Genomic DNA, 18,163 nt, shown 5'->3' on the forward strand with positions numbered 1-18,163 from the left:
AAAAGGCCGCAGAACTGGGACCAATGCCACATCAAACCGGATTACCGGCGACCGCCCGGGTAGGACCAGCTCATGAGTCGGCAACCGGTGATCGTGATCGGCGCGGGGCTGGCGGGGCTGGCCTGCGCGGTGCGGCTGCGCCGGTCGGGGGTGCCCGTCACGGTGCTGGAGGCCTCCGACGGGGTGGGCGGCCGGATGCGCACCGACGTGGTCGACGGTTTCCGGCTCGACCGCGGCTTCCAGGTGCTGAACACCGGATATCCCGAGGTGCCCCGCCTGCTGGACGTCGAGGCGCTGCGGCTGCGCGCCTTCAACTCCGGCATGCTGGTCTTCCGGACCGACGGCGGCAAGGAGAGGGTCATGCTGCCGTGGAGACATCCCCGGCACGCCCTCAGCGGCCTGACCGCCGATCTCGGCACCCCGGTCGACAAGGCGGTCCTGGCCGCCATGACCGCCCGCGACATGGCCTTTCCCGCCGGGATGGTGCGGGCGGGCGCCGAGCGCACCGTCCTCGACGAGCTCCGCCACTGGGGCATGTCACCGGTCATGGTCGAGCGGCTGATCCGGCCGTTCCTGGCCGGTGTGCTGCTGGAACGGGAGCTGGAGACCTCCAGCAGGGTCTTCCACCTGATCTGGCGGTCGTTCGCGCGCGGCACCATCGGCGTGCCGGCGCTGGGCATGGGCGAGGTCCCGGCGCAGCTGGCGAGCCGGCTGCCCCCGGAGGCCGTGCGGCTGCGCCGCCGGGTGCGCGAGGTCGCCGGCACGGGGGTGGTCCTGGACGACGGCGCGGAGCTGCCCGCCGCCGCCGTGGTGGTGGCCGCCGACCCGAGCGCCGCCGCGGCGTTGCTGCCCGGCCTGCGCGCCCCCGCCATGCGGGCGGTGACCACCTTCTACCACGCCGCGCCCCGCTCTCCGCTCGGAGAGGCCACCCAGGTGATCGACGGAGACGGCGTCATCGCCGACACGCTGGTCATGACCGACGCCGCGCCGGAGTACAGCGCCACCGACGAGGCGCTGATCTCCACGTCGGTGCTGGGCGCGGCCGGCGACGACGACGAGCCGGGCGTGCGCGACCGCCTGGAGGAGATCTACGGTCCGCAGGCCCGGAAGTGGCGGCACCTCGCGACCTACACGATCGCCGAGGCGCTGCCGTCGATGCCGCCGCCCATGCCCCTGCGCCGCCGCGTCCGCCTGGGGGAGGGGCTCTACGTCTGCGGCGACCACCGGGACACCGGGTCGATCCAGGGGGCGCTGGTGTCGGGGCGGCGCGCGGCCGACGCGAGTCATGAAGGACCTGTGTTGATCATCTCCCCGCCGGCAGCACGCTGATCAGCTCGTAGAGGGCGTGCGCGGCGGCGATGCCGGTGAGTTCCGCGTGGTCGTAGGCGGGGCTGACCTCGACCAGGTCGGCTCCCACCACGTGGAGGCCGTCGAGGCCGCGCAGGACCTCAAGGAGCTCCCGGCTGCTCATGCCGCCCGCCTCCGGCGTGCCGGTGCCGGGCGCGAACGCCGGGTCCAGGACGTCGATGTCGAGCGAGACGTAGACCGGGCGGTCGCGCAGCCTGTCCCGGACCCGCTCGATGATCTCGTCCAGGGACCGGCGGGCGAAGTCGCGGGCGTGCACGGCGGCGAAGCCGAGCCGCTTGCTCTCGTCGAGGTCCAGGCGGGAGTACAGCGGGCCGCGCAGGCCCACGTGCATCGAATGGGCGTGGTCGATCAACCCCTCCTCGGCGGCCCGCCGGAAGGGGGTGCCGTGGGTGTACGGCGAGCCGAAATAGGTGTCCCAGGTGTCGAGGTGGGCGTCGAAGTGCAGGACGGCGATCGGGCCGTACCGGGCGTGGTGGACCCGCAGCAGCGGCAGGGCGATCGTGTGGTCCCCGCCCAGGGTGATCAGCTTGCGGCCGGGGGCGGCGAGTTCCCCGGCGGCCCGCTGGATCGTCTCCAGGGCGCTGCCGATGTCGAAGGGGTTGACCCCGACGTCCCCGGCGTCGGCGATGAGCCGGGTGGCGAACGGCGCGGTGTCGAGCGCCGGGTTGTAGGGGCGCAGCAGCCGCGACGACTGCCGGATGTGCGCGGGGCCGAACCGCGCCCCCGGCCGGTAGCTGACCCCGGTGTCGAAGGGGACGCCCCAGACGACGGTGTCGGCGGCGGGCTGATCCTGCAGCCGCGGCAGCCGGGCGAAGGTGTTCTCGCCCGCGTAGCGCGGCACGATCGTCGCGTCGACGGGGCCTCCCGGCGCGGAGCGCGGCTGGGCCAGCGCCGACGTGTCCGGGCTCACGCGCCTCCTCCCAGCCGGTCCAGCACCGTGCGGGTGACGTGCTCGACGAACCAGTCGCGGTGGATCAGGCCGGCCACCCATTCGGAGGTGCCGGAGTTGAAGACGGTGCCCTCGCCCCGGGTGAAGGTGGCCATCATGGCCGAGCCGTAGGACGGCCGCCGGGTGCCGTCGTCGCGCTCGACCCAGTGGGTGCCGCGGTACTCCTCCAGCGCCGCCGTCCCGGGGTCGCCGAGCGGCACCGTGCCCGCGAAGTGGTCTTCCTCGTAGCGGACCGCGGGGCCCATCGCGATGATCTCCAGGTTGCCGGGGGCGCCGTCGGCGCCGGTGGGGAAGGGCAGGCCGTCCCGTACGACATGGGCGCAGCCGTCGACCTCGAAGGTGGCGATCCGGGCGGGGTGCCCGCCGAGGAGGTCGCCGTAGTAGAGGTCGGTGCCGGCCAGCGTCCAGTGCTCAGGCCGGTAGACCTGCAGGCCGCCGTGCCCGCGCGGGGCGGAGGCGCCGTAGCCGGCGTACACCCCGGCGAAGCCGGTCAGGCCCAGGGTGGCGGCGGCGGGGCGGCCGATGAGGGGGTGGTCCCAGTGCAGGGTGACCAGGTGCTGGTCGGGGGTGCCGAAGACGGGGTCGTCCTCGGGCACGTACTTGTGGCAGATCTGGGTGGTGCCCTCGATGCGGACCTGCCAGGCGAAGTTGGCGCCGAAGCGGGCGACGTTGCCCCCCCGGTCGACCAGGGCGTCGATCGCGTCGCGCATCCGCCACGACCAGTACTCGTCGTGGCCGACGAGGATCGCGCACCGGTACCCGTCGAGGGCGGTGGGGTCGCGGTCCAGGTCGTCCTGGGTGAGGTAGTCGAGGACGTAGCCCTGCTGCTCGGCCCAGACGGCGAAGGGCCGTTCGTAGGTGGCCCAGAACGCGTCGGCGTGGTGGCGGCCGTAGTCGCGCAGCCGCGCCCATTCGTACACGGGATAACGCGGTTCCCAGAACGGGGGCACGTGCTCCTCGTAGCGGTTGCGCGGCGCCCCCGGCGGTTTGCGCAGGAAGCCGCGCGACAGCGGGCGCAGCATCGAGAGCCGGGGCGAGGCGACGTCCACGGCCGGGTCGTCGCCGAGGCCCCGGTAGGCGTTGGCGCCGCCCCAGTCGTTGTACGACATCAGCGTGCTGGTGGTCAGGACGAGCGCATAGGGGGTGCGCCGGCCGGGTTCGGCGGAACGGACCACGAAGAAGTGCTCGTTCTCCACCACCTGGCCGTCCGCCTCGGCCCGGATGACCAGCAGGTACATGCCCGACGGCCAGTCGCCGGGGACGGCCACGCGGGCGGTGACCGGCCAGCCGCACCCTTCGGCGTAGGCGTCGGCGGGGGTGTCCGGCGCGGTGCCGGGCAGGCCGGCCTGCCGGTGCACGACCTCGGGGCGGGCGCCGTCGCGGATCACGGTCAGCGAGTAGCGGTCGGCCGTGGTGTAGGCGGAGATCTCCACCGTCTCACCCGGACGGTAGGAGAAGCGGTCGGTGTAGCACCACGCCTCCAGGCCCACCCCGGTCGGTCGCGGGGACGGCCAGCCGGGCGGCGACCACGCCGAACGCGGCACGGGGTAGCCGCTCACGCCGCACCTCCGGGGATGCCGACGAAGATCTTCTCGGTGTCCTCAAGGGTGTGCCACCAGCCGTCGAACCCGGCGGGGACCAGGAAGGACTCCCCGGCCGTGAACTCACGGCGGCGGCCCTGGGCGTCCTCGATCGCCACCCGCCCGCGCAGCAGGACGCAGACCTCGTGATAGGGCCAGTGCGGGATGCGCACCGACCCGGGGGTGCCCTCCCAGGCCCCGGCCAGCGCGCCGGGGACCTCCAGGCGGGCCCGGTGCTCGACCTCCCGCCAGCCCGGGGAGACCTCGGCGTAGTCGGTCGGGGGCGGGACCACGGTCACGCCCTCGCCCTTGGCGATCATCTGGACGTCGAGAACCGTCATAGCGGACGTCCCTCCTCGGCCGCGGTCAGCGCCGGGCCGTCCATGCGCGGCGTGGCCGCGACCAGCGATCGGGTGTACTCGTGCCGCGGGGTGCGCAGCACGGCGTCGGGCAGGCCGCGTTCGACGATCCGGCCGCGGTGCATGACCGCGAGCTCGTCGGAGACGTAACGCGTCACCGCCAGGTCGTGCGAGATGAAGAGCATGGTCAGGCCGAGCCGGGAGCCCAGGTCGCGCAGGGTGTTGAGCACGGCCGCCTGGACGGAGACGTCCAGGGCCGAGACGGCCTCGTCGGCGATGAGCACCTCGGGTTCGACGGCGAGCGCGCGGGCGATGCCCACCCGCTGGCGCTGGCCGCCGGAGAGCCCGCGCGGGCGGGCGTCCAGGACGGCCGCGCCCAGGCCGACCAGCTCCAGCAGCTCCACGGCCCGGTCGGTGGCGGCGCGCCGGTCGGGGGCCCTGCGGTGCACCAGCAGCAGCTCGGTCAGGGTGCGCCGGACGGTGTACATCGGGTTGAGCGCCGAGCCGGGGTCCTGGAAGACCATCTGGATCCGGGTGGCGTCGGCCCGGCCGCGCGGGGTGGGCAGCACCGCGCCGCCGAGGCGCACGGCCCCCTCCGAAGGCACGGCCAGCCCGGCGACGACGCGGGCCAGGCTGGACTTGCCGCAGCCCGACTGGCCGACCAGGCCGAGGGTGCGGCCGCGCGGGATGTCGAGGCTGACGTGGTCGACGGCCGGCGACCCGCGCCGGTGGGAGTAGTCCACCACGACGTCGTCCACCTGGAGCAGCGGTGCGGCGCTCATACGATCAGGGCCTTTCTGTCCAGCGGCGGCCCGCCGAGGTCGGCCACCCGCAGGCAGGCGCTCCGCGACGGCGAGCCGGGCACCTCGGCCAGGGTGTGCGCCAGCCCGGCGCAGGCGGGCACGGCGTATGCGCATCGGGGAGCGAACCGGCAGCCCTCCGGCCGGTCGCCCGCCGGGGGCTGGCCGCCGGGGATGGCCGCGAGCGGGCGGTCCCTGGGGGTGTCGGGCGTCGGCATCGAGCGCAGCAGGCCGGCGCTGTAGGGGTGCGTCGGCCGGGTGAAGACCTCGTCCACCCGGCCGGTCTCGACGACCTGGCCGGCGTACATCACCGCGACCCGGTCGCACAGCCGCCGGACGACCCCCAGGTCGTGGGTGACGAACACGATCGACAACCCGCGCTCGGTGCGGATGCGGTGCAGCAGCCGCAGGATCTGGTCCTGGACGGCGACGTCCAGCGCGGTCGTCGGCTCGTCGCACAGCAGCACCGACGGCTCGGTGGCCAGCGCCATCGCGATCATGACGCGCTGGCGGAGCCCGCCGGAGAGTTGGTGCGGCCACATCCGGGCCTGCGCCTCCGGGTCGGGCATGCCGACCTCGGCGAGCAGGTCCACCGCGCGTCTCCGGGCGGCGCGGCGGCTCCAGCCGTAGCGGGCGCGGGGCCCGGCGGTGACCAGGTCGCCGATCCGCATGGTGGGGTTGAGGGCGGTCATCGGCTCCTGGAAGACCATGCCGACGCCCCGGCCGCGTGCCTCGGCGAAGCGGTAGGGCCGCAGCGTGCCGTCGCGCTCCAGCTCAAGGGTGCCGCCGACCTGCCGCACGCCTTCGGGCAGCAGGCCCGTCACGGCGCGCAGGGTCAGGCTCTTGCCCGAACCCGACTCGCCGACCAGCCCGAACGCCTCGCCGTGGGCGACCTCGAAGCCGACGTGGGACACCGGGCGCAGCGGGGCCGAGGAGGGCCCGCTCTCCAGCACGAGGTCGGTGATCCGCAACAGGGGGCTCATCGCTGCAGCCTCCGCTCCAGGCCGCCGGCGATGAGCCGTACGGCGACGCCGACGAGGATGATCGCCAGGCCGGGCATGACCGACACCCACCACTGGTTGCGCAGGAAGGGCTGCCCCTCGGCGATCATCTGGCCCCACTCGATGCCGGGCGCCTGGATGCCCAGGCCGAGGTAGGACAGGGCCGCGAGGTAGCTCAGCGCGAGCACGATGTCGGAGGCCGCGTACACCACGGCCTGCGGCAGGGCGTTGGGCAGGACGTGCCGCAGCAGCACGCGGGTGTGCCCGAGCCCGGCGGCCTGGGCCGCCCGCACGTAGTCGAGCTCCCGCAGCCGCAGCACCACCCCCCGCACCAGCCGGGCGTAGGTCACCCAGGCGCCGACCGCGGCCCCCACCAGGAACGAGCCGGCGCCCGGCCCGAGCAGGAACACCAGGACGATCAGCAGGATGTAGGACGGGAACGCCTGGATCAGGTCGGCGAGCCGCATGACGGCCGTGCCGAGCCAGCCCCGGGCGTATCCGGCGAGCGCGCCGAGCACGATCCCGATCACGGCCGGCACGGCCGCGCCGAGCAGGGCCAGCGGCAGGTCGGTGCCGGCCGCCACGAGGACCCGGGTGAAGACGTCGCGGCCGAGCTGGTCGGTGCCGAACCAGTGCTCGGCGGTGGGCGGGCGGAACCGGGCGGTCAGGTCGGTCAGCGCCGGGTCGTGGCCGGTCAGCGCGCCTGCGGCGAAGCTCGCGGCCAGCAGCAGGGCCAGCAGCGCCGCGCCGGTCAGCAGCGCGGCCGACCCGGAGCCGCGCGCGGCCCGGCGGCGGCCCAGGACCTGGACGAGGGCCATCACACCTCCACTCGCGGGTCGAGGAGGGCGACCAGGACGTCGCCGACCAGGTTGACCGCCACGACGGCCAGGGAGAAGACGAGGGTCAGCCCCTGGATGACGTTGAAGTCCCGGTTCTGCGCGGCCTGGGTCAGGCTCAGCCCGAGCCCCGGCAGCCCGAAGGTCGACTCCACGACGACGGCCCCGGACAGCAGCAGCGTCGTGAGGGCGGCCAGCAGCGACACCGGCGGCACGGCGGCGTTGCGCAGCACGAACCTGCGGGTCAGCGTCCACCCCCGCAGGCCGGCGGCCTGGGCGGCGGCGTGGTACTCCGAGCGCCGGGCCTCCACGATGCCGCTGCGCAGGCTGGCCATCAGGACCGGCGCGACCGAGACGCTGAGGGCGAGGGCGGGCAGCACCGCGGCGCGCAGGATCGTCGCGGGGGTGTCGCCCCAGCCGCCGATCGGGAACGCTCCAGTGGGCAGCGCCACCCCGGCCAGCAGCACGATGCCCAGCCAGAAGGTCGGCACGCCGACGCCGAACGCGGCCACCACGTTGATGAGCCGGTCGGCCAGGCCGTCGGGCCGGCGGGCGGCGAGCAGGGCCGTCGCGCCGGCGATGAGCACGGTGAAGACGGTGCTGACGGCGAGCAGCACCAGCGTCACCGGCGTGCCGGCGGCGATCAGCGTGCTGACCTTCGTCGAGCCCGTCGCGGTGGTGCCGAGGTCGCCGGTCGCCACCCGGCCCAGGTAGTGCACGAACTGGAGCCACACCGGCTGGTCGAGGCCCAGGTGGACCCGGATCGCCTGGAGCGTCGCGGCGCTCGCCCTCGGGCCGGCCACCTGGAGGGCCGGGTCGCCCGGGACCACCTTGAGCATGGCGAAGACGAGGAGCAGCAGCACCAGGGTCAGCGGGATCGCCTGCAGCAACCGCCTGCCGACGAACCAGAACCGTCCGCGGCCGCTCACCGGGTCACGACCCGGTCCGGATCGTGACCGTGGCGGCGTCCCAGGACAGGAACGGGGTGGCGGTGAAGCCCTCGACGTAGTCGGCCACCGCGAAGGCCGTCGACATGTTGACCATGCCGATCACCGTCGACTGCGCCTGGGCGTCGTCCTGGATGGCCCGCACGGCGGCGTCCTTGACGGCGTCCTCGGTGGTGGAGGTGCCCTCGGTGAACTTGTCCTTGAGCAGGGCGGAGTCGGCGCCGGTCCAGGGCGACCAGGCGGCCAGCACGAAGCTGATCGGGTCGAACACCGTGGGCGAGATCGCCGACAGGTCGCTGATGAGCAGGTCGAAGTCGCCGCTGCTGCCCTGGGAGTAGACCGTGGCGCTGTCGCTGGGCTTGAGCGTCACCTCGACGCCGATCTTGGCGAGCTGGTCGCGGAGCAGCTGGGCCATGGTCGAGAGCGTCGAGCTGCTGCCCTCGAAGCCGAGGGTGAGGGCGACCGGCTTGGGGTCGGCCCGCTTGGCCATGAACGCCTTGGCCGCCGCCAGGTCATAGGTGTACGGCGTGGTGGGAGGCACCGAGTTGGGCACGTTGGTCGGCAACATGCCGGTGGCGGGCACCACGTACCCCTGCTGCACGCTGGCCAGCGCCTGGCGGTCGATCGCGGCGGAGATGGCCTTACGCAGGTTGACGTCGGCCAGCGCCGGGCGCTTGGCGTTGAGCATCAGGTCTCTGGCCTGGCTCGGCTTGGGGATGCGGGCCTGCTCGGGGGCGAGCTGGTTGCCCTCGTCGGCGGTGAGGCCCTCGATCAGGTCGAGCTGGCCGCCCTGGAAGGCGAGCATCTGCTGGGCGGCGTCGGCCGAGGTCTTGACGACCACCTTGTCGACGTGGGGCTCGCCCTTGGCGGCGCCGTAGTAGTGGGGGTTCTTCTTCAGTGTGATCGTCTCGGACGGGCCGGGGTTCTGCCAGGAGACGAACGCGAACGGGCCCGCGCCGACGGGGGCGGCGAAGAACTTCTCCGGGGTCTTCCCGGCGTAGTCGTCGGGATAGACCGTCGAGGTGCACCAGGTCAGCAGCGCCGGGAGGAAGGTGTCGGGCCGGGTGAGGTGCACGACGACCGTGTGCTCGCCGGTCGCCTCGGCGCTCTTGACCATGTCGTAGTAGGAGCCGCTGGTCTTGCCGTCGCGCCACTGCTCGAAGGAGAAGGCGACGTCGGCGGCGGTGACGGGGGAGCCGTCGCTGAAGCCCGCGTCCTCGCGGATCTGGAAGGTGTAGGTGCGGGCGGCGGCGTCGTAGTCGTAGGAGGCGGCGATGCCGGGCTGCACGCCCGAGCCGTCCGGCTTGTTGGTGAGCAGGTTGCCGTAGATCATCGGCATCGTCGAGATCGACCCCGCGCCGTAGCAGGAGTCCCCGGACATGCCGTCGACGGCCACGGTCCGGCCGATGACGAGGTCGTTGTCCGCCTTGACGGCGGCGGAGCCGGAGCCGCCGGTGCCGGTTCCCGAGCCGCAGCCGGCGGCCAGCACGACGGCGGCTACGGCGGCGGCCGGCTTGGTCCATTTGTTCATCGCAGCCTCCAAGACATGCGCGGCCTCGTACGGAGGAGACCCGGGCTGACTTCCGGCGCAAAGCTATCGACCGATAGGCTAGAGACACAAGCCCTTTCGGTGTTAACCGAATATTAATTTCGGATCACCCAAAAACCCTGGTTAAGCTACCTGACGCCACCCCCTCCGGAGGACCGCCATGATGCTCACATGACCCGTGGTGGAGGAGTCACCAGAGACCGGATCCTCGTGGAGGCCTCGCGACTGTTCGCCGAGCGCGGCTACCACGGCACGTCCACCCGCGACATCGCCGACAAGGTCGGCATGCGCCAGCCGTCGATCTACAGTCACTTCGCGACCAAGCACCTCATCCTGGCCGCGCTGCTCGACGCCGACCTGGTGCCCGCGCGGGCCCGCATCCGCGCCGCCCTCGACCTGCCCGGCCCGGTGGCGGCCCGGCTGCACGCCTATCTCCAGGTGGACGTCGCCGCGATCCTGTCGCTGCCCTACGACGTCCGGGGCCTGTACAACGACGACGTGCTGCGCGCCCCCGAGTTGTCCGAACAGGCGCAGCGGCGGGCCGAGATCCACGACCTGACCCGCGAACTCATCGAGGCGGGCATCCACGACGGCGAACTGGTCGCCTTCGACACCGGCTTCGTCCAGCACGCGATCACCGGCCTCCTGCTGGAGGTGGTGCGCGAGCGCGGCGCCGCCCCCTCCGCCGCGCCGGCCGCCCGCGCCCTGGACGTGGCCGACTTCGTCCTGCGGGCCGTGCTCTCCGAGGCCGGGACACTCGACGACGTCCGCGCGAAGGCCGGCGCCCTGGTCCCTGACATCACCGCCCTGGCGGGATAAGCCCGCTCATCCTTGCGGCGGGCCGCGTGACTCCTCGATCCAGCCGCGTGAGTCAGATTCAGCTGCTCGCTTCACAGCCTGATGAGTATGAAACTTTCACCGTGACCCGTCAGGGCCGTTCTGGCCCGCGTGCGCCTCACCGCGCCGACCAGCCGTGATCATCGCGGCCCGTCCGCGTCACGGCGGGCGCGAGGGCGGGCTCCTTGACAGGGCGGAACCGGCTTCTAGCGTGAGGTCCCGTCACAACCGCTCTGCGGCCCACGCGGTCGGAACGGAAGGAAGTCACGTGAGACGCATGAGCCGAGCGGTGCTGGCGGCCCTCGTTCTGTGCCTGACCTCAGCCGGAACCCTTTTCGGCTTGTCGTCGGCCTCCGCCGCGGCGCTGACCCAGGTGACGAACTTCGGCGCCAACCCCACGAACCTGCGGATGTACATCTACGTGCCCGACACCGTCGCGCCGCAGCCCGCCCTCCTGGTGCTGACCCACTACTGCGGCGGGTCGGCCGGGGCGATCTTCAACGGCAACGGGCGCGACTACGTCACCGCGGCCGACCGGTACGGATACGTCATCGTGATCCCGGAGGTCACGCGTACGGAGAAGTGCTTCGACGTGTCCACCCCCGCCGCGCTGCGGCGGGACGGCGGCGGCGACTCCACCGGGGTCATGGCGATGGTCGCCTGGGCACGGCAGCGCCACAACGTCGATCCGGCGCGGATCGTGGTCAGCGGGTTCTCCTCGGGGGCGATGATGACCAACGTGCTGGCCGCCCAGTACCCCGACGTGTTCGCCGCCGGCTCGGCGTTCTCCGGGGTGCCCGCGGGATGCTTCGCGACCACCAACGGGTCGCTCTGGAACAGCCAGTGCTCGGGCGGGCAGCTCATCAAGACGGCCCAGCAGTGGGGCGACCAGGCCAGGGCGATGTACCCCGGCTACACCGGCCGCCGCCCCCGCATGCAGCTCTGGCACGGCACCACCGACACGACGCTCCACTACAACAACTTCGGCGAGGAGATCAAGCAGTGGACCAACCTCCACGGCCTGAGCCAGACCCCCGCCTTCACCGACCAGCCCCAGTCGAACTGGACCCGGACCAGGTACGGCGCCACCTCGGCGCAGGCGACGGTGGAGGGCATCAGCATCAGCGGCGTCGGCCACCAGCTGCCCATGAGCGGCCAGCTCGCCTACGCCATCACCTTCCTCGGCCTCGACGGCGGCGGCACCCCCTCGCCGTCCCCGTCGCCGTCCGCGTCGCCTTCTCCGTCGACCGGCACGGGTGGCGCCCTGAAGGGCGTCGGATCGGGACGCTGCCTCGACGTGAGCGGCAACTCGCAGGCCAACGGCGCGCCGATTCAGATCTGGGACTGCAACGGCCGCGCGAACCAGCAGTGGACCTCCACCGCCGCGGGTGAGCTGCGGGTCTACGGCGGCAAGTGCCTGGACGTGACCGGCGCGGGCACCGCCGACGGCACCGCGGTGACCATCTGGGACTGCAACGGCCAGAACAACCAGAAGTGGCGCCTGAACGCCGACGGCAGCATCACCGCGATCGGCGCGAACAAGTGCCTCGACGTGGTGGGGTACGGCACCGCCAACGGCTCCCGGGTGCACATCTGGTCCTGTCACGGGGGCACCAACCAGAAGTGGACCCGGGCCTAGACGGATTCGTCCCAGGCGATGCGGTGGTCGTACATCCAGGACAGGGAGCCCCGTTTCGCCACCTGCCGCAGCACCACCGGCAGGAAGAGGTCGCGGAGGTAGGCGCCGACCGGCCCCGGCGCCTTCCCGTCGCCGTTGCGTTTGCCCTGCGCGACGATCCGCTCCACCCGCGCCCGGCGCAGCCGCTCGTAGACGGCGAAGGCGTCGTGCACGTCGTGGTCGCGCAGGCACCTGGCCAGCACGACCGCGTCCTCGATCGCCATCGACGCGCCCTGCCCCGATGACGGCGAGGTCGCGTGGGCGGCGTCGCCGACGATGACCATGCGGGAGTTCGACCAGTTCGGGACGGTCGGCAGGTCGTAGGTGTTCCAGGCCGGCATGACGTGGGGCGTCGCCGCGATGATGTCGCGCATCGGCCCGGCGTCGTCGCGGAAGAGCTCCATCAGCGCCGACGGGGTGACGGCGGCCAGGTCGGCGGCCGTGGGCTCCTTCGGGCTGGCCGGGTTGGCGAACCACCAGACCCCGCCGTCGGGGTGGACGAGATAGCCGAAGAAGCAGCGCCGGCCGAAGACGAAGTGGCTGACGCCGGGCCGCCCTGGCACCCGCACCCCCTCGGCGAACCCGCCCGTGTTGAGCAGCCCCAGGTGCCGGGGCCGGGGCGCGGCGGGGTCGATGATCGTCCGCGTCCGCGACCACAGGCCGTCCGCGCCGATGAGCAGCGCGCCGTCCGCCGTGGTCCCGTCTTCGAACCGGGCCTGTACGCCCCCGCCGACGGAGGCCGCGTCGGTCAGCCGTTTGCCGTATTCGACGCTCACCCCCCGCCGGACGGCCTCGTCGCGCAGCGCCCGGTAGAGGTCGCCCCGCCGGAGCGTCCGGCTCGGTTGCGGGATGACGGCCAGCTCGCGCCCCTTGGCGTTGACCATCACCCCCTCGGGGGTGTCCATGCCGAGATGGGCCACGAGGTCGTGCAGGTCGAGGACCTTCAGCGCCTCCAGCCCGTTGCGCGCCAGGGTCAGGAACGCCCCGACGCCGTCGGAGCCCCGGTCGTACGCCTCGAAGAGCCGGACCCCGAGCCCGGCCTTCCGCAGTGCCATGGCCGTGACCGGCCCGGCGATCCCGCCGCCGATGATCAAAGCATCCTTGGTCATACTATGACTATACATAATATGACTAACAAATACGATGGCCGTCATGACACCCCGGCGATCTCCTCTGGCGATGGCGGTGCTCTCACTGGTCGTGGAGACGCCGATGCACGCGTACCGCATGCAGCAACTGATCAAGGAGCGCCACAAGGACGACGTCGTCAACGTCGCGCAGCGCAACAGCGTCTACCAGACGATCGACCGCCTGCTCCGCGACGGCCTGATCGCCGTGCAGACGACGGCCCGCGACGAGAACCGCCCCGAACGCACCGTCTACGAACCCACGGCGGCCGGCCGCGACACGCTGAAAGAGTGGATGCGCACCATGCTCGCCGCCCCCCGGCGCGAGTTCCCCGAGTTCCCCGCGGCCCTCGCCTTCCTGCCGGTGCTGACCATGCCCGAGGCCGCCGAGGCGCTGACCGAACGGCTCACCACCCTGGAGACCCGCGTGGCGGCCCTCGACGCCGAACTCGCCGACGGGGCGACCTTCCTGCCCCGGGTCTTCCTCGTGGAGACGGAGTATCAGCGGGCGGTGGTGGCCGCCGAGGCGGAATACGTGCGGCGGCTGCTCGACGACCTGGGAAACGGCGAGGTCGCCTGGTGATGACCCGGGGCTTCGCAGGGGCTGACCCATATGTTCGGGATCAGCCCGGCCCACCGCCCGCTCCGAGGACGTCACCCCAAGGGCGCGGGCGCCGCCGGGAGAGGGCCCACGTCGCGGATGATCCCGGCCAGGGCCCGGCACTATCGAAAGGTCATCGATGATGAAGCACGATGCCGATGTGATCATCGTGGGGGCCGGTCCGACCGGTCTCATGCTGGCCGCCGAACTGCGCCTGGCCGGGGTGCGGCCGCTGGTGCTGGAACGGCAGCCGCGGCCCCGCGACACCCCCAAGGCCGGCGGTCTGGGCGGCCAGATCCTGGAGCTGCTGCACCACCGAGGCCTGCTGCGACGCTTCCAAGCCGCCTGCCCCGGCCCGATGCCCGCTCCCCGGTTCCCGTTCGGCGGGGTGCATCTGGACTTCACCCGGATGCAGGATCCCCCGATGCACGCCCTGCCGCTGCCGCAGCAACTGCTGGAGCGGCTGCTCGGCGAACGCGCCGGCGAACTCGGCGTGGACCTCCGCCGCGGGCACGAAGTGACGGGGGTGAACCAGGACGGCGACGCGGTCACCGTCGACGTGCGCGGCCCGGAAGGCCCCTATCAGGTGAGCGCCCGCTACCTCGTGGGATGCGACGGCGCGCGCAGCCGGGTCCGTGACTGGGCCGGGATCCCGTTCCCCGGCATCACCTATCCCGAGGTCAACCGGCTGGGCCAGGTCACCCTGCCCGGCACGGTCACCGTTCTCGGCAACGGCGATCTCGACGTCCCTGGCTTCGGCGCCGTCCGTGCCGGATTCACCCGCACCGACCGGGGCCTGCTCGGCGTCGGCTCATCGCCCGGCACGCCGTCCGTCTCCCTCTACACCGTCGAGGACGAGACCACCGAATACGACGACGACGTCCCGATGACCCTCACCGAACTGCAGGACAGCGTCCACCGCGTGCTCGGCGCCCACCTGCCCCTGGCCGGATCGACCCGGCTGTCGCGCTTCACCTTCAAGGCCCGCCAGGCCGAACGCTACCGCGAGGGGCGGATCCTGCTGGCCGGTGACGCGGCGCACCTGTTCCCGGCCACCGGAGTGGCCATCAACGCCGGCATGCTGGACGCGGTCAACCTGGCCTGGAAGCTGGCCGCCGACGTCCACGGCACGGCCCCGGCGGGCCTGCTGGACACCTACCACACCGAACGCCATCTGGCCGGCGCCCGCACTCTGCTGCACACGCGAGCGCAGGTGGCTCTGCGGCGCGGGCACGACGCGGCCGCCGAAGCGCTGCGGGAGGTCTTCACCGAACTGCTCGCCGACGAGCAGCCGCTGCGCCGCATGGGAGCCCTCGTCGCCGGCGCCGACATCCGCTATCCGATGCCCGGCGCCGGACCTCACCCCCTGGCCGGCGCCTTCGCTCCCGACCTCACCCTGCACACCGGCCAGGGCATCACCGGCCTCGCCGAACTCATGCACGCCGCCCGGCCCGTCCTGCTCGACCTGGCCGACCGCCCCGAGCTCCGCCGGACCTGCCGGGACTGGCAGCATCGACTGGACGTCCACACCGCCAAGACCGAGGACCGACCGGCCGACGCCCTGCTGATCCGCCCGGACGGCCACGTCGCCTGGGCCGCCGGCCTCGACGAGACGGCGGACAGCGCCACGGCCTCGCTGCGTGAGGCGCTCTCCGCATGGCTTGGAACGCCGTCGAACACCAGGAAGAGACATGACGAGTAGATTCACCGAGCTGACCATCGACTGCCACGATCCGGAGAGACTCGCCGCCTTCTGGTGCGAGGTCCTGGACTTCAAAGTGATCGACCGCGGCGAAGGCAAGGTCGAGATCGGCTCCTGGGAGCCGACCGTCGAGCGGGTGCTGGCGCGTCAGATGCCACCCACGCTGCAGTTCATCCAGGTGCCCGAGGGCAAGACCGTGAAGAACCGGCTCCACCTCGACGTGAGCCCGATCGACGGCAGCACCGACGACGAGGTGACCAGACTGCTCGGCCTCGGCGCCGTCAGAAGAGATCTGGGCCAAGGCCCGGACCGGAGCTGGGTGGTCATGGCCGACCCCGAGGGCAACGAGTTCTGCGTCCTGCGCACCCTGGCGGTGGTTCCCACCGAGGAATCGCGCTGACGAAGACCGGCATCGCGGTATTCGATCACCGCGATTGGCGCGAGAAGTCAATGCCCTGGCACGCAGGGACAACAAGAAACCCTTGACGCTTGCGAACATGGGTCCACGGGAGAAACAGGCGAACGCATATTGTTCGCCGAACGGGGATTCGGGGGTTTCGGGGGTGATTCGTGTTTTCCGCATGTCCGGCGTACCGGTCGTGGCGACGGCATTCCTGTTGTTCCTGAGCGCCTGCACGACGGCGGAACCGGAACCGCCACTCGACCCGGCTCTCCGCCTCGACGGGCGGCCGCTGGTCCTGCCGCTCGACGCCTACCAGGTGTCGCCGGAGGACCAGCTCGTCGTGGCGCGGGCCCGCACCGAACTGTTCCGGGGCTGCATGGCCCGGTCGGGCTTCACGGTCCCCGTGCGGGACGCGGCGCCCGCCGTCCCCCTCAACCACGAGCGCTACCTCCTGGAAGACGAGAACGCGGCCCAGACACGCGGATACCACCCGTCCGAGGCGCAACAAGCCATCAGCGGGCCGCCCACCCGCCACCCCGGGGCCGGTGACTGCGAGGAAGAGGCGGTCACCGGGCTCGCTCCCACGAAGGACGCGGCCGCGGCCATGCGGCTGGTCGACGACCTGAAGAGCCGGAGCTGGGAGCAGTCCGTGCGCGACAGCCGGGTCGCCGCCGTCTTCGCGGCGTGGTCGTCGTGCATGGCCGGCTTCGGTCATCACTATCCGAATCCGCGCGCGGCCAACAACGACACCGCTTTCCAGACCGAAGAACCGACCCCTAGGGAAATCACCACCGCGGTCTCCGACGTCCGGTGCAAACGGCAGACGAAAGTCGTCGATACCTGGGCGCTCGTCGAGGCGGCTTATCAGAAACGCGCGATATTCGAGAACCGCGCCGAACTGGAAGAGGGGAGAAGTGCGATCGCTTCCCTCGTCTCCGCCGCCCGGACCGTCGTTTCCGCGAAATGACTTCATTAGTCACCGGATCGGAGTCCTCCGGTCCGGTTCACTCCAGAGAAAGGCACCGAACCGAATGAACCGTGTCACACGCTCACTCGCGGCCGTGGCCGTCCTCGCCGCCGCCACCGTCGTGACGAACGTCTCGCCGGCCTCGGCCTTCGCCTGCACCGACGCCGTGTGCGTATACAAGAACAGCAACGGAACGGGCACCGTCGCCGGCTTCACCACGGCCGACAACAACTTCTCCAACAACCGCTACCTCGACGGCACCAGCGTCAACGACAGCATCTCCTCGATCAGCGTGATCGCCAGCCGCAACGCGGCGATGTTCTACACCGACTCCTACTGGCGCGGCCACGCGCACCGGATCGAGAACCTGGGCCACAGCCGCCCGCAGAACGCGGTCTACAACGACCAGTACAGCTCGTTCCGCTACGTCGTCATCGACTAGACCCCTGAGATTCCCGTGACAGACAATTGAGTGGTCTGTGTTCTGCGTAGGTTCGTCGTGTTGGCGGCGATCTCGGCGGTTACAAGTGACCTCCGGCGCCGGTCAGTTCGCGGTGCTGTGAGCGAAGTCGTGGATGATCCGCCAGACGTCGGCGGGTTGTTCCTCCTGGGCGAAGTGGCCGGCGTCTGGCACCGTCGCGGTGGTCAGGTTCTTCACCCCGGCGTCGCGGAAGCCCCGGGCGTAGGCGTCGATGTCGCCGCCTTCACGGTCGCCTCGCACGTACAGCAGCGGGATGTCGACGGCACCGGCTTCGGCGAAGGCGGCATTGTCCGAGGCGTCCTGCGGGAACGCCCGGTAGAGGTCGAATCCCGCGGTGAGCGCGGCATCATCGCCGTACGCGGCGGCGTGGGCCGCTCGTGAGGCGGCGGAGATCCGGCCGGGATCCGCCGACAGCACGTCGTAGAAGTAGTCGAAGTACTCGGCCTGGCGTCCCCGGACGAGGGTCTCCGGCAGGTCCGGGACGGCGTGCAGGCCGAAATGCCAGATGTAGGGGTTGCGCAGGACCTCGTTCCACGGATCGATGCCGGGAATGACGGTGTTCATGATGACGACGCGTTCGACGTCGTCGAATCGACGTAGATAAGCGTAGGCGGCCATCCCGCCCGCGTCGTGGCCGACCAGCGTGAGGCCGGTGAGGTCCAGGTACCGCACCAGGGCGTGGACCGTCTCGGCCAGCCGGAGTTTCGACCCGCGCCCGGCCACGCCGGTGGATTCGCCGATGCCGGGCAGGTCGATGGCGATGATCCGCGCCTCGGGTGGCCCGGCGTCCGCGGCCTCCATCACGCCCAGCCACGTCCGCCACGACTCCGGCCAGCCGTGCAGGAACAGGAAGGGGCGTCCCCCGGGCGGCCCGGACTCGACTACGTGCAGCGCGAGATCGTCGATCGTCACCGTGGAGTTTCGCTGGTTGATAGACATGTGGCATGTCTATCAAACGACATGCGACATGTCTATTGG

The 18,163-nt window shown here is 71.8% G+C and carries 18 protein-coding genes; 8 read left to right on the plus strand and 10 right to left on the minus strand.

Translation table 11 applies throughout. The annotated features are described in order from the left end of the window. The first annotated feature begins 72 nt into the window (after positions 1–72). Positions 73–1,329 carry an FAD-dependent oxidoreductase gene (locus tag QSK34_RS26210; RefSeq protein WP_285587629.1) on the plus strand — a complete coding sequence of 419 codons (1,257 nt, stop codon included), beginning with the start codon at positions 73–75 and terminating at the stop codon, positions 1,327–1,329. On the opposite strand, the gene speB is transcribed toward QSK34_RS26210, so the two are convergent. From speB to QSK34_RS26250, 8 genes are read right to left on the minus strand one after another with little or no spacing between them, the layout of a single operon-like run. Further along, positions 1,304–2,278 (minus strand): agmatinase, encoded by a 975-nt coding sequence (speB, locus tag QSK34_RS26215; protein WP_285587630.1) that lies wholly within the window; start codon positions 2,276–2,278, stop codon positions 1,304–1,306. The genes QSK34_RS26210 and speB overlap by 26 nt on opposite strands. Further along, positions 2,275–3,876: a N,N-dimethylformamidase beta subunit family domain-containing protein gene (locus QSK34_RS26220; RefSeq protein WP_285587631.1), complete on the minus strand. Its 1,602-nt coding sequence runs from the start codon at positions 3,874–3,876 to the stop codon at positions 2,275–2,277. The genes speB and QSK34_RS26220 overlap by 4 nt, the downstream gene beginning before the upstream one ends. Further along, positions 3,873–4,238 (minus strand): cupin domain-containing protein, encoded by a 366-nt coding sequence (locus QSK34_RS26225; protein WP_030455791.1) that lies wholly within the window; start codon positions 4,236–4,238, stop codon positions 3,873–3,875. The genes QSK34_RS26220 and QSK34_RS26225 overlap by 4 nt, the downstream gene beginning before the upstream one ends. After that, on the minus strand, positions 4,235–5,038 hold the full coding sequence (locus QSK34_RS26230; protein ID WP_285587634.1) for an ABC transporter ATP-binding protein: 804 nt from the start codon (positions 5,036–5,038) through the stop codon (positions 4,235–4,237). Before QSK34_RS26230 ends, QSK34_RS26225 begins: the two co-directional genes overlap by 4 nt. Continuing rightward, entirely contained in the window at positions 5,035–6,039 is a 1,005-nt protein-coding gene (locus QSK34_RS26235) for an ABC transporter ATP-binding protein (RefSeq protein ID WP_285587635.1), read from the minus strand. The genes QSK34_RS26230 and QSK34_RS26235 overlap by 4 nt, the downstream gene beginning before the upstream one ends. Then, positions 6,036–6,875 carry an ABC transporter permease gene (locus QSK34_RS26240; RefSeq protein ID WP_285587636.1) on the minus strand — a complete coding sequence of 280 codons (840 nt, stop codon included), beginning with the start codon at positions 6,873–6,875 and terminating at the stop codon, positions 6,036–6,038. Before QSK34_RS26240 ends, QSK34_RS26235 begins: the two co-directional genes overlap by 4 nt. Next, the gene (locus QSK34_RS26245; RefSeq protein ID WP_285587637.1) at positions 6,875–7,822 is read right to left on the minus strand and encodes an ABC transporter permease; all 948 of its coding nucleotides are present in this window, start codon (positions 7,820–7,822) and stop codon (positions 6,875–6,877) included. Before QSK34_RS26245 ends, QSK34_RS26240 begins: the two co-directional genes overlap by 1 nt. Before the next feature lie 4 nt (positions 7,823–7,826). Next, on the minus strand, positions 7,827–9,371 hold the full coding sequence (locus tag QSK34_RS26250) for an ABC transporter substrate-binding protein (RefSeq protein ID WP_285587638.1): 1,545 nt from the start codon (positions 9,369–9,371) through the stop codon (positions 7,827–7,829). A gap of 189 nt (positions 9,372–9,560) precedes the next feature. Between QSK34_RS26250 and QSK34_RS26255 the strand changes: the two genes are divergently transcribed. After that, entirely contained in the window at positions 9,561–10,208 is a 648-nt protein-coding gene (locus QSK34_RS26255) for a TetR/AcrR family transcriptional regulator (RefSeq protein ID WP_285587639.1), read from the plus strand. A gap of 295 nt (positions 10,209–10,503) precedes the next feature. Further along, the gene (locus tag QSK34_RS26260) at positions 10,504–11,865 is read left to right on the plus strand and encodes an extracellular catalytic domain type 1 short-chain-length polyhydroxyalkanoate depolymerase (RefSeq protein WP_285587804.1); all 1,362 of its coding nucleotides are present in this window, start codon (positions 10,504–10,506) and stop codon (positions 11,863–11,865) included. Here the strand turns inward: QSK34_RS26260 and QSK34_RS26265 are convergent. After that, positions 11,862–13,013, minus strand: a complete 1,152-nt coding sequence (locus QSK34_RS26265) for an FAD-dependent oxidoreductase (protein ID WP_285587640.1) — start codon at positions 13,011–13,013, stop codon at positions 11,862–11,864. The genes QSK34_RS26260 and QSK34_RS26265 overlap by 4 nt on opposite strands. 43 nt (positions 13,014–13,056) lie before the next feature. On the opposite strand from QSK34_RS26265, the gene QSK34_RS26270 reads away from it, so the two are divergent. The 5 genes from QSK34_RS26270 to QSK34_RS26290 all read left to right on the plus strand — a co-directional run bounded on the left by QSK34_RS26270 (position 13,057) and on the right by QSK34_RS26290 (position 17,146). After that, the gene (locus QSK34_RS26270) at positions 13,057–13,614 is read left to right on the plus strand and encodes a PadR family transcriptional regulator (RefSeq protein WP_285587641.1); all 558 of its coding nucleotides are present in this window, start codon (positions 13,057–13,059) and stop codon (positions 13,612–13,614) included. Positions 13,615–13,771: 157 nt separating this feature from the next. Then, positions 13,772–15,334 carry an FAD-dependent monooxygenase gene (locus tag QSK34_RS26275; RefSeq protein WP_285587642.1) on the plus strand — a complete coding sequence of 521 codons (1,563 nt, stop codon included), beginning with the start codon at positions 13,772–13,774 and terminating at the stop codon, positions 15,332–15,334. Beyond that, positions 15,324–15,734 carry a VOC family protein gene (locus tag QSK34_RS26280; protein ID WP_285587643.1) on the plus strand — a complete coding sequence of 137 codons (411 nt, stop codon included), beginning with the start codon at positions 15,324–15,326 and terminating at the stop codon, positions 15,732–15,734. The genes QSK34_RS26275 and QSK34_RS26280 overlap by 11 nt, the downstream gene beginning before the upstream one ends. A gap of 181 nt (positions 15,735–15,915) precedes the next feature. Beyond that, the gene (locus tag QSK34_RS26285; RefSeq protein WP_285587644.1) at positions 15,916–16,704 is read left to right on the plus strand and encodes a hypothetical protein; all 789 of its coding nucleotides are present in this window, start codon (positions 15,916–15,918) and stop codon (positions 16,702–16,704) included. 64 nt (positions 16,705–16,768) lie between these two features. After that, complete coding sequence (locus tag QSK34_RS26290; RefSeq protein ID WP_161482764.1) at positions 16,769–17,146, plus strand: peptidase inhibitor family I36 protein; 378 nt, start codon at positions 16,769–16,771, stop codon at positions 17,144–17,146. A 102-nt stretch (positions 17,147–17,248) separates the two neighbouring features. Here the strand turns inward: QSK34_RS26290 and QSK34_RS26295 are convergent, their stop codons facing one another. Further along, on the minus strand, positions 17,249–18,124 hold the full coding sequence (locus tag QSK34_RS26295) for an alpha/beta fold hydrolase (RefSeq protein ID WP_285587646.1): 876 nt from the start codon (positions 18,122–18,124) through the stop codon (positions 17,249–17,251). Between the last annotated feature and the right edge of the window lie 39 nt (positions 18,125–18,163).

The organism is Herbidospora sp. NBRC 101105, assembly GCF_030269205.1.
In the GTDB taxonomy this organism is placed as follows: Bacteria; Actinomycetota; Actinomycetes; order Streptosporangiales; family Streptosporangiaceae; genus Herbidospora; species Herbidospora solisilvae.

Excerpts from the sequence above, each read along its gene's own strand:
- QSK34_RS26225 (WP_030455791.1), bottom strand. The coding sequence starts at position 4,238 with ATGACGGTTCTCGACGTCCAGATGATCGCCAAGGGCGAGGGCGTGACC.
- QSK34_RS26290 (WP_161482764.1), top strand. The coding sequence starts at position 16,769 with ATGAACCGTGTCACACGCTCACTCGCGGCCGTGGCCGTCCTCGCCGCC.
- QSK34_RS26270 (WP_285587641.1), top strand. The coding sequence starts at position 13,057 with ATGACACCCCGGCGATCTCCTCTGGCGATGGCGGTGCTCTCACTGGTC.
- QSK34_RS26210 (WP_285587629.1), top strand. The coding sequence starts at position 73 with ATGAGTCGGCAACCGGTGATCGTGATCGGCGCGGGGCTGGCGGGGCTG.
- QSK34_RS26230 (WP_285587634.1), bottom strand. The coding sequence starts at position 5,038 with ATGAGCGCCGCACCGCTGCTCCAGGTGGACGACGTCGTGGTGGACTAC.
- QSK34_RS26280 (WP_285587643.1), top strand. The coding sequence starts at position 15,324 with ATGACGAGTAGATTCACCGAGCTGACCATCGACTGCCACGATCCGGAG.
- QSK34_RS26285 (WP_285587644.1), top strand. The coding sequence starts at position 15,916 with ATGTCCGGCGTACCGGTCGTGGCGACGGCATTCCTGTTGTTCCTGAGC.
- QSK34_RS26260 (WP_285587804.1), top strand. The coding sequence starts at position 10,504 with ATGAGCCGAGCGGTGCTGGCGGCCCTCGTTCTGTGCCTGACCTCAGCC.
- QSK34_RS26295 (WP_285587646.1), bottom strand. The coding sequence starts at position 18,124 with ATGTCTATCAACCAGCGAAACTCCACGGTGACGATCGACGATCTCGCG.
- QSK34_RS26255 (WP_285587639.1), top strand. The coding sequence starts at position 9,561 with ATGACCCGTGGTGGAGGAGTCACCAGAGACCGGATCCTCGTGGAGGCC.
- QSK34_RS26235 (WP_285587635.1), bottom strand. The coding sequence starts at position 6,039 with ATGAGCCCCCTGTTGCGGATCACCGACCTCGTGCTGGAGAGCGGGCCC.
- QSK34_RS26265 (WP_285587640.1), bottom strand. The coding sequence starts at position 13,013 with ATGACCAAGGATGCTTTGATCATCGGCGGCGGGATCGCCGGGCCGGTC.
- QSK34_RS26275 (WP_285587642.1), top strand. The coding sequence starts at position 13,772 with ATGATGAAGCACGATGCCGATGTGATCATCGTGGGGGCCGGTCCGACC.
- QSK34_RS26240 (WP_285587636.1), bottom strand. The coding sequence starts at position 6,875 with ATGGCCCTCGTCCAGGTCCTGGGCCGCCGCCGGGCCGCGCGCGGCTCC.
- QSK34_RS26250 (WP_285587638.1), bottom strand. The coding sequence starts at position 9,371 with ATGAACAAATGGACCAAGCCGGCCGCCGCCGTAGCCGCCGTCGTGCTG.